We start from the raw sequence: 9,343 nt of genomic DNA, 5'->3' as shown, positions 1-9,343 counted from the left end.
TCGAGTCTGACAGCCGGAGTAAGGAGAGAGAAGGAAGCCTAGCTTCCTTCTTTTTTTATCCTTTTTATGAGATAATGTCGAAATATTAATATTTAGGAGTTGATATTATGGATGAAATGGAAAAGATTGAACGCGAGTTATCTAAAAAAGATTACTTCGTAATCAGTTCCATGTTATTTGCTCTGTTTTTTGGTGCAGGTAACTTAATCTTTCCACTTCACTTAGGACAAATTGCTGGACATGATTGGTCGTTTGCAGCAGTAGGATTTTTAGTAACGGGTGTGCTATTACCGCTATTTTCGGTGTTAGCTATTGCATTGACGCATTCAGATGGTGTGTATGATATTGGTTTGCCAGCTGGGGCAAAATTTGCATTAGTGTTCATGACTTTGATTCATTTAACTATTGGCCCATTATTTGGTACCCCTAGAACGGCGACTGTTTCATATACCGTCGGAATAGCTCCTTTTGTACCAAAGCAGTTTAATCAGATTGGTTTATTGATTTTTACGACTTTATTTTTCATTTTTGCTTATCTTATTGCATATAAAGAAAGTGATATTTTAAGTGCTCTGGGTAAGATTTTAAATCCTATCTTTTTAATCTTACTCTTTTTAGTGTTTTTCATTGTTTTTCTTTTTCCGATGGGAGATCCTAATGCGGCTCCAGCAACCAATGCATATGGTAGTAGCGGTCTTTCATTTATTAATGGCTTTTTAGAGGGCTACAACACTATGGATGCATTGGCAGGATTGGCATTTGGAGTAACTATTATTACCGCAATTAGGCAAATGGGTAAAAAGGAAGACAAAAGTGTCGCAATAGTTACTGCTAAGTCAGGTGTATTTAGTATGTCAGCCATAGGATTGATCTACGTATTTCTAATCATCATTGGAGCTATGTCTTTAGGTCGATTTAAAGTTTCTGCTGACGGAGGAATTGCCTTTTCACAAATCGTTCAAAGTTATGCAGGTATTGCTGGACAAGCACTATTAGCAGCTTTAATAATCCTAACTTGTATCACTACAGCTGTGGGATTAGTAGCAGCCTTTGCACAAGATTTTCATGCTCATTATTCAAAATTAAGCTATCACACTTGGTTGGGGATTTCTTGTGGTGCTGCTTTCTTGGTAGCTAATTGCGGTCTGGAAACGATTATTGCTTGGTCTAAGCCGGTACTTATGTTGCTTTATCCAATTGCAATTGTAGTAATTATTCTATCGTTGGGCGTGCATATTTTTAAGAAAAATAAGACTATGTACGTGGTGAGCTTATTCTTTACACTAATTCCAGCTATTCTTGATATGATCGTCAGCATGCCGCCAGTAGTTAGTCAAAGTTCGTTTGGATTGGCTATTGCTCATGTTAGAAATACTCTTCCGTTAGCAGGACAAGGGTTATCTTGGGTAGTTCCTATGCTTGTCGGTTTAATACTAGGAACTATTATATTTAAGATTAAAGCTAAAAATAGTTAACAATAAAGCATCTGTAGGTAAAAACTTACAGATGCTTTTTAACTTAAATCGAGATTTTTAAATTCTTCGATTAATTCTTGCAAAGAAGAAGAAATCCTGGCTTCTTTTTTAGTTGCGATAAAGAAGTTAATATAAATTAGATTTTCATCAATTTTTAGTAGGTTCACTGGAGTTTGACGCATACGGCTAAGTATGCTAGCTGAAGAAACAGTAAGGCCTACTCCTCTTAATGCTAAGTCTGTAGCCGTAATGATGCTTTTACTTTCTAAAACAATGCAAGGCTTAATATGAAATTTTTGAAATAAGCCATTCACTTGATGTCGAATTGCCGATTCTGAGGCACTTAATACCATAGGAGCCTGCAAAACTTCCTTAAGGTCTAAGTCATCGGCTTCTAAAATAAACTTGTCAGAGCGGAAATAAGGCGAATTCTGAGGGATGACTACATAATATTGTTCTCCATTTTTGACTAGGTAATCTAAATCGTGGGAAATAGTCTCAGGTGTTTGTCCAATATAACAATCAATGTCACCATTGAGTAAATTTGTTTCATTTTTGCGTGGAGAATTTTCAAATAACTGAATTTCCACGTTAGGATTTTTTTGTAAAAATGAAGGTAATAATCGAGGCAATAAAAATGAGCCTAAGCTTTCTAAAATGCCTAATTTAATGATTTCCTTGTTAGGTTGGGTATATGGAGCAAGGTCGCGATCCAATTGTTGGTCACTGTAAGAAATATTTTCTAAATACTTGTAATAAATCATGCCTGCTTCTGTTAATGAAAAAGGTATCCGGTCACGATTGATAATTTTGGTACCAAGTTTTTTCTCGATTCTTTTTATTAACTGGGTCAAATAAGGTTGAGAAATATATAATTCTCGCGCTGCTTTAGTAAAATTGCTCTCTTTAAGTAATACATCAAGATAATGTAATAAAGCTTCAGGGTCATTCATGAAAATCCCTTCTTTCCTTCGATAATAAAATTATTATAACGCATTAGCTAGAGAACTATTTCATCTATAAATTAAGTATAAATTTAGAACAAAAAAATATCAGCCTTTTTGGCTGATTTTTTAGTTTGCAATAAAATCAATTAATTGCTGAGCAGGTTGAGATAACTGATGCTTAGTACTATAGACTAGATAGATGGTTCGCGTGCTTTAAGGCAGCTCTAATTTAGATGCCAATTTTGAAGCTGTAAAAACGGTATTTTTAACATATAAAGGAATAAAGTTTAAATCAGAATAATTATCAGTTTTTGAACAAATGCCTAAGTCGAAATTTCCGGTTTGGACTTCTAAACAAATTTGATTAGAAATAGCATTGTGGTAAATGTAATGAAATGTGCTAGAATTTTCTTTTTCGAATGCTGAAGTAATATGAGGCAGAAAGTTCTCTCTAGCAGTGGGGATGCAACCTATTTCTATAGTATTATTTCTCATTTGCTTGGTATGATTAATATTATTTTTTGCCTTTTCGAGGGTTAATATAATGGAATCTGCTGATTCAAGGAATATTTGACCGTATTCTGTTAATTCAATACGGCCGTTACGCCGTTCGATTAAATTATAATGTAATTCTTTTTCTAAGGTTTTGATTGAATTAGATAAGCTAGGCTGAGAAATATGTAATCGTTTTGCAGCACTAGAAAATTGGTGTTGTTTAACCAATTCATTAAAGTAATAAAGTTGATTTAGATTCATAATTTAGCACTTCACTTATAATAATATACTAACTATTATTATATTATCTTTTTAAATAAGAACAATATTCGACTTGAGAAGAAAAAAGAGAGCAGATGTTTACAGTCTGCTCTCTTTTGGGGATTTATTTTATTGATCAAATTTTTTATTTATTTCTAGTTGTATAAACCAACCTTATTAATATTAACTAATACATCTGGCGTATTAGTTAAGTTAAAACTAACATCTTGGCCGGCCATAATATTATGGTATTCGCCATTGGTCCATTGAGAATTGTTAGTTACATCATATACGGTACCGTTAACTGCAATATAGGCAGGTCGACCATTTTTTCCGTTATAGTTTGACAGAGTTTCTCTGGTAAATTTTTTCATAGGAAGCTCCTTTCTAAAGTAAAATACGTTATATTAATGGTAACACGTTGTCACTTTAGAACAAACTATTTCAAATTATCTTATATTTTTCTTATGAAAGATGGCCGCGCCAGCCTGCGATATCCCAATCTGTGAAATCATAATTAAGTTTCTTACCGTAAATTTTTTCGTATGCGGCAACTTTTTGTTGATAATCTTGTTCCATCATTTTATGCGCATTTTCATTAGCATTTAAAGAAACATCAGGAAAAATCGGTTGTAAAACATGGACAATATATTTAGTCTCGTAGAAATTAGAGTCTTTCTTTTCTATTTTTGGCAAATCACTAATCTCAATAAAGAGCGAAATAACTGGCACGTTTTGTTTTGCAGCAAAGTAGTAGGCGCCACGTTGCAATTTACGTGGTTTACGATAATTCCACCACATTTCTTGTTCAGGATAAATTAATACCCAGTTGTTTTTAGCTAGTGCGTTGCTTAAATGCTTAGGAAATTCATTGCCAATATAACTTGCGCTTTGAACTAGAGGGATAGTTCCAACATAGTTCATTAAATAGCGGAAGAAGCCTGGCAGCATCAAGTTAGTATCTTCAATGACGATTGAGAGTTGATGATGCATCTTGTTGGCTAATAATTTAATTGGTAAAGAATCAATCTGGTTAAAGTGGTTAGCAGTTACGATTGCACCACCAATAGGAAGATTGTTTAAATTTTCCAATCCCTTGAATTCAGTAGAACCTGCTAAGGTTTTGGCAAAAGTAGTAAGCATAGCGTGTCCAATTTGATTATTAATTTTGCTAGAAAATGATTTGCGATTTTTCCAATAGTCATTGACCAACTTCAATCGTTCATCAAGCGTCATTTGTGGATCGCCAATTTCTGCCTTTGCCGTAAAGTCTCGCTTGTTGGCAGCTTTTTGAATATTTTTAATTACAGCTTCGCGATTATCGCCAAAAATCATAGTTTAACAGCCTCTCGTTCTTTCACTCGTGTCCAATTATTAGGATCTTGTTCAGTTTTATCTTCCTTTAAAAGCATGTGATTAAGTTTTTCTCGATCATCTGCGCGTTCGGCGTCAGTATAATTATCGAGTTCAGCTTTTAATTCATTATAAAACTTAGTCTCTTTAGCACTTTGCCAGAAGTAATCTTCGTATTGAACATTTTTAAAATGCCATGGTTTAAAGAAAAGATTGTAGTGGATCAGACCAGGATTTTTCAGTGGCTTAGTATTTTCATTAGGCATCGCATCCCAACGCGGATCAAGGTGCAAAATCCTTCCTTCACCAATTTCATTTAAGTAATCCTGATCTGGGGCAATACAGTCAAAGTGGTATCTTTCTAGTAAATTCATGAAGTGGTTAATGAAATGCTCATCGCGGAATGCCTTAGAGTTCATGACTAACATCCCTGAGTTAATATATTTCTTTAGATCTAGCGCTAAAACATCTTTGATGTATTTCACCATTTTGGCTACATATTGGATAGAGGAGTCGGTGCAAGCACCGAATAGGTTGTTGCCTAGTTCGGTGTTGTAAAGTTTGGCAATGTCATCATCAATATGGAAAAATTTAACGTGCACATTTTGAATGCCAAGATCACTTAAATCTTGTTTATGCTGGCCAGATAAATCTTGGTTTAAAAAATATACTGTGTAGTCTGTCTCAGGATTTGCATGTTTAACCAGTGAATTAAGCGATACTGCAGCATACTTAGTGAAGTCGTCACTAATGCTATAAAAAACTGGAACTGTCATAATTGCTTTCCTTAACCAATCTTTACTGATTCATGTTGCTTAACTTTAGCCCAGGTATTTGGCTCTTTGACGATTGTATCAACTCTTTCAGCCATCCGTTCTAGGTCGGCACGTGCTCTTTGACGATCTTCATCTGTGAAATCATCTAATTGTTTCTTTAATTCATCATAATATGGTGTCTTCTTGGCAACATCCCAGAAGTAGTGGGCGTATTGCACATCTTCGAAGTGCCATGGTTTGAAGAATAAGTTGTAGTGCACGATCTTAGGATTTTCGATTTCGGGGATGCTTTCGTTAGGCATTGCGTCCCATTCCTTAGGTAAGTGGTAGATCTTGTCTTCGCAAATTTCGTTCATGTAAGCTTGATCTGGATCGACGTTGTCGAAGTGGTACTTGCCCATGAGGTAGTAGAACTTGTCGATGAAGTGCTTGTCACGGAAGGCCTTCATGTTAAACAAAATAACACCGTTGTTGATGTACTTTTCGGCAGGTAAAATACCTTGACATTCCTTGATGTATTTTTGTAAAAGTGGCATGTAGCGAATAGACAAATCAGGACAGCTGGCAAACATGTTGTCGCCGATTTCGGTGTCGTATAAATCTGCAATATCCGCACAAATGATGGTATCAGCATCTAGGTAAACTGCCTTGTCGTATTGTGGGAATAATTCAGGGATGAATAGACGATAGAAGATAGACATGGTGAAAAATTGTGCACGGAGGTAGTTTTCTTTAGTCTTGTGAATTGGCTTAACCATGTCGTCGTCAATGTGGAAGACGTGGACATGAATGTTGTCGGTTGACATATCTTCCAAGCTCTTTTTGTGTTCATCAGAAATTTCTTGAACCAAAAGAGTGATGGTGTAGTCCTTCTTAGGATCAGCATGATCAATTAATGATTGAATTGAAACAAATGCATATGGTGTGTAGTTATCACTGATAGTGTAAAAAACAGGGATAGTTTTCAAAATGGTTCCTCCAAGTATTATTCTTTCAAGTTATCGCGAATTTTGAGATATTCGTTGAGCATATCGTCGTATTCATGTAGATGCAGTACGCTGTGCACACGAGCTACGTCCCATGGCTTAACTGTTTGGGTATGGAAGTAGGGCCAGAAACGAAAACTAGTGGTAAAGTGTTGAATCTTGGTATCTTTTTGCAGGCGATATTGTTCGTTGTAGCGACGAGGTACGACACGTTTTGCAACGGCCAGTTTGTTAATTGCGGACTGGTCGGGCAGGAACATCTTCTTGGTTTGCATCATGTCTCTGACTTTGGCAAAAAGACCAGTTTGCTTGATCTTAACCATATTCAAAAGCAAAACACCGGAATTTAGGTAATCAAAGACGCGCTTAGTTTTGACATTGTGGAAGAAGAATCTGCCCCAGTAGTCGAGCACGCCGACGAGTTCGATACCCTTGATGTTTTGCTTGTAAAAAGCAGTGATGTCGCCGCGAATGACGATATCGTCATCTAGGTAAAGAATGCGGTCAGGGATCTGTGGTAATTCATCCGCAAATAGACGCAACATGGCATAAGGCGTAAAACGCGTATTCATGTTAGCTGTAGGTGGCTGCTTGATAAATAGATCAGTGCAGTCGATCAACTCCAGCGTATTTTTAGGGTTTGCTTTAACTAATAAGGAACGGATATAGTCTGCGGCATGTTCAGAGAAGGGATGATATTTGCGTTCATCGCTGTGAGCTTCCATGGTTAAAATGTAGAGGTGCAGCTCTTTAGCACCAGAGTTCTTTAATAAAGATAGTGTGGAGATTAAAACGCCGTCTTCTGCGTTTTCGTCCCCGCAAAAAAGTATGTTCATAATTACTCCTGTTTAGTAGTATCCGAATTTACTAATCTGTATATTCTATATGATACCATGTAGAATTCATTTTTCTGAATGGAGGGCTGAAGTCGATGAAAATTTCAGAGGCTTTGAGGAAAGAACGAAAATCGTTAGGATTGACACAAGGTCAAATGATTAAAGGAAGCAAAATATCTGTTACTCATTATTCTAAAATGGAAAATGGACAAAATAGAATTTTTATTGATGATTTGATTTTAATTTTACAGTTACGTGGAATATCAATTACTCAATTTTTTAAAAAGTATTTTCCATCAAATGATGACATAGATTACTCCCAAATATCTCAAGAATTAAATTAAGCTTTTTATGATAATGATGTAAAAAAAGCTAAAGAGTTAAAGCTGAAAATTTTGAATACTAAGCATATGTCAACAGAATTAAGAGATAGGGCAAACTTGATCATAGCTGTACTAAATTCAAAGGATGATAAAACAGATATTGCGGCAGTTAAACAAGCTATGCATGACTTTTTTAAGCATCAGGAATGGATGAATGATGAAAATGCTATTGTACTTTTGAGTAATTCTATTCGAAAAGACAATCTAAATGATGTCACACCTTTAGTAATGATGTTAATTAGGTAACTAAAACTTTTAAAGACAAGCTAATAAGGTTAAGAAGCAAAAATGTTTCTTAACCTTATTTTTTGATATATTGGCAATATTCATAATCGCTGAGCTTAGCTCGGTCAATTAATGTCTTTTGAATTTCATCGTGGAGCTTATTTTGGGCTTCCTTACGGCTTAAAGTTTGATCCGGGTAAAATGGTCCGTCGATATAAACAACTGCGCGAGGGCGCTTTCCAAAGCGTCTTTTATGGTAGGTTTTGGTCATAACGAAACTTGGCGCGTTCAGTTGATCAGGAAAGTGCATGCTGGTTGCGTCAAAGGGACGAATTTTGGTGTAGTAGGGCCAAACGTGGGCTTCTGGGTAGATTAGAACTTCACCTTTTTTATCTTTGATCACGGTTTTGATAGCCTTGATCAGCTTGACCGACTGTTTTAAGTCTTTACCAACGGGAAGGCCACCGTAGCGTACCAGGTATTTGCCGATGAAGGGGATGCCCCAGTTGGCTTGACCTGCGATAGCGTAGAAGTTCTTAATTGGAAAAATCGTAAGGGATGTAAAAACATCGCCCATTGGTCTGGTATGGTTGCCGTAGATGAAGTAGCCACCGTCGACTTGCTTGAGTTTTTCTTTGCCGATTACCTTCACGTTGTCGAAAAAGCGAAAAACGATCCAGCCGAAGCCGGCGGCAAGACGACGAGCGATGGCGGACCAAATTTTAGCACCGCGGGAAGTAGGTAAAATTACGTAGTCGACTGGTAGGCTGAAGTTTTGATCGTGGCTGTCGACCACATCGTCGGTAGTTTGATGATAATAGTAAATTCGTTTCATTCTTATTCCTTCAAGTGGGTATGAACTAATCTTATCATGAAAAACTTTAAGCTAAAAAAGATGCATTTAATTCAATCATAGAAAACATTCTCCACGTATTTCAAAATATTAAATAAGTATTTTTACTAAAAATGTGTTGATAATATTAGTTTATAGACGTAGTATAAGAACTGTCAACGAGATATGAAAGAAATAAGAAAAGAGCCTAGAAACACGTGTGTAAGTAAGAAAGGAATCATGTGCTTAAGGTTATTTCTTATACCATCATATTAGTATAAATACTAATATCAGTCAACAGATATTAGTATTAAGTTGATAAATTTTTTATAAAGAGGTGGTGCCAATGGCTGTGTAATAAAGAAAAAAGAGGTGAGGAAAGAATCATGGATATACATGATTACGTTGAATTAATAGCTCTAGCGTTTTGGATTATTAGTGTTGTAAGTGTCGGTATCTTGAGTCATGTTCACTTTAAGAATAAGAGGCTGGAACAGTTTCGTATTACTGCTGATGATCTGATGAAAAATTACGTTGGTTTGTACAACAAAGAAAGCTTAGCCAGCGACCAAAAAATCAATCGGATTGTCAATGCAGTAGTAGACGGACTAGAAGCTAAAGGTTTTAAAGTGGAAGACCAAGATGTAAAGGATATTTTTGCAAAGGTCGCAAAAATTATTAATGAAAATTCTTCTAAGTAGGAAGATAGAGATTTTTTCGGAGGTTTTTCTACGTAAAGTCAAGCATAATAAGAAGTTTGGCTTCATTTTTTAT

Annotated in this window: 12 protein-coding genes; 4 read left to right on the top strand and 8 right to left on the bottom strand. The window is 35.9% G+C overall.

Annotated elements, in window-relative coordinates:
- Positions 1 to 116 precede the first annotated feature (116 nt).
- The gene (gene brnQ, locus FC37_RS02840; protein WP_056945470.1) at positions 117 to 1,475 is read left to right on the top strand and encodes a branched-chain amino acid transport system II carrier protein; all 1,359 of its coding nucleotides are present in this window, start codon (positions 117 to 119) and stop codon (positions 1,473 to 1,475) included.
- A 38-nt stretch (positions 1,476 to 1,513) separates the two neighbouring features.
- Here the strand turns inward: brnQ and FC37_RS02835 are convergent, their stop codons facing one another.
- From FC37_RS02835 to FC37_RS02805, 7 genes are all read right to left on the bottom strand, one after another.
- Complete coding sequence (locus FC37_RS02835; protein WP_035434639.1) at positions 1,514 to 2,428, bottom strand: LysR family transcriptional regulator; 915 nt, start codon at positions 2,426 to 2,428, stop codon at positions 1,514 to 1,516.
- 207 nt (positions 2,429 to 2,635) lie between these two features.
- Positions 2,636 to 3,178, bottom strand: a complete 543-nt coding sequence (locus FC37_RS02830) for a LysR family transcriptional regulator (protein ID WP_236697260.1) — start codon at positions 3,176 to 3,178, stop codon at positions 2,636 to 2,638.
- A gap of 155 nt (positions 3,179 to 3,333) precedes the next feature.
- Entirely contained in the window at positions 3,334 to 3,552 is a 219-nt protein-coding gene (locus FC37_RS02825) for a cytochrome b5 domain-containing protein (RefSeq protein WP_056945469.1), read from the bottom strand.
- Positions 3,553 to 3,643: 91 nt separating this feature from the next.
- On the bottom strand, positions 3,644 to 4,513 hold the full coding sequence (locus FC37_RS02820) for a lysophospholipid acyltransferase family protein (RefSeq protein WP_025006423.1): 870 nt from the start codon (positions 4,511 to 4,513) through the stop codon (positions 3,644 to 3,646).
- The gene (locus tag FC37_RS02815; protein ID WP_025006424.1) at positions 4,510 to 5,307 is read right to left on the bottom strand and encodes a glycosyltransferase family 8 protein; all 798 of its coding nucleotides are present in this window, start codon (positions 5,305 to 5,307) and stop codon (positions 4,510 to 4,512) included. The genes FC37_RS02820 and FC37_RS02815 overlap by 4 nt, the downstream gene beginning before the upstream one ends.
- A gap of 11 nt (positions 5,308 to 5,318) precedes the next feature.
- Positions 5,319 to 6,275, bottom strand: a complete 957-nt coding sequence (locus tag FC37_RS02810) for a glycosyltransferase family 8 protein (protein ID WP_025006425.1) — start codon at positions 6,273 to 6,275, stop codon at positions 5,319 to 5,321.
- 17 nt (positions 6,276 to 6,292) lie between these two features.
- Positions 6,293 to 7,129 (bottom strand): glycosyltransferase, encoded by an 837-nt coding sequence (locus tag FC37_RS02805; protein ID WP_025006426.1) that lies wholly within the window; start codon positions 7,127 to 7,129, stop codon positions 6,293 to 6,295.
- A 95-nt stretch (positions 7,130 to 7,224) separates the two neighbouring features.
- Here FC37_RS02805 and FC37_RS10685 point away from each other — a divergent pair, with 95 nt between their 5' ends.
- The gene (locus tag FC37_RS10685; RefSeq protein WP_025006427.1) at positions 7,225 to 7,473 is read left to right on the top strand and encodes a helix-turn-helix domain-containing protein; all 249 of its coding nucleotides are present in this window, start codon (positions 7,225 to 7,227) and stop codon (positions 7,471 to 7,473) included.
- Positions 7,474 to 7,539: 66 nt separating this feature from the next.
- A complete protein-coding gene (locus FC37_RS10680; RefSeq protein ID WP_236697259.1) occupies positions 7,540 to 7,758 on the top strand; it encodes a hypothetical protein in 219 nt (72 codons plus the stop codon).
- A 55-nt stretch (positions 7,759 to 7,813) separates the two neighbouring features.
- On the opposite strand, the gene FC37_RS02795 is transcribed toward FC37_RS10680, so the two are convergent.
- Entirely contained in the window at positions 7,814 to 8,572 is a 759-nt protein-coding gene (locus tag FC37_RS02795) for a lysophospholipid acyltransferase family protein (protein WP_025006429.1), read from the bottom strand.
- Positions 8,573 to 8,955: 383 nt separating this feature from the next.
- Here FC37_RS02795 and FC37_RS02790 point away from each other — a divergent pair, with 383 nt between their 5' ends.
- Complete coding sequence (locus FC37_RS02790) at positions 8,956 to 9,270, top strand: hypothetical protein (protein WP_025006430.1); 315 nt, start codon at positions 8,956 to 8,958, stop codon at positions 9,268 to 9,270.
- The last annotated feature ends 73 nt before the right edge of the window (positions 9,271 to 9,343 follow it).

This window comes from Lactobacillus gallinarum DSM 10532 = JCM 2011, from assembly GCF_001434975.1.
GTDB classification, from domain to species: Bacteria; Bacillota; Bacilli; order Lactobacillales; family Lactobacillaceae; genus Lactobacillus; species Lactobacillus gallinarum.
This window is presented reverse-complemented; position numbering and strand designations above follow the sequence as displayed.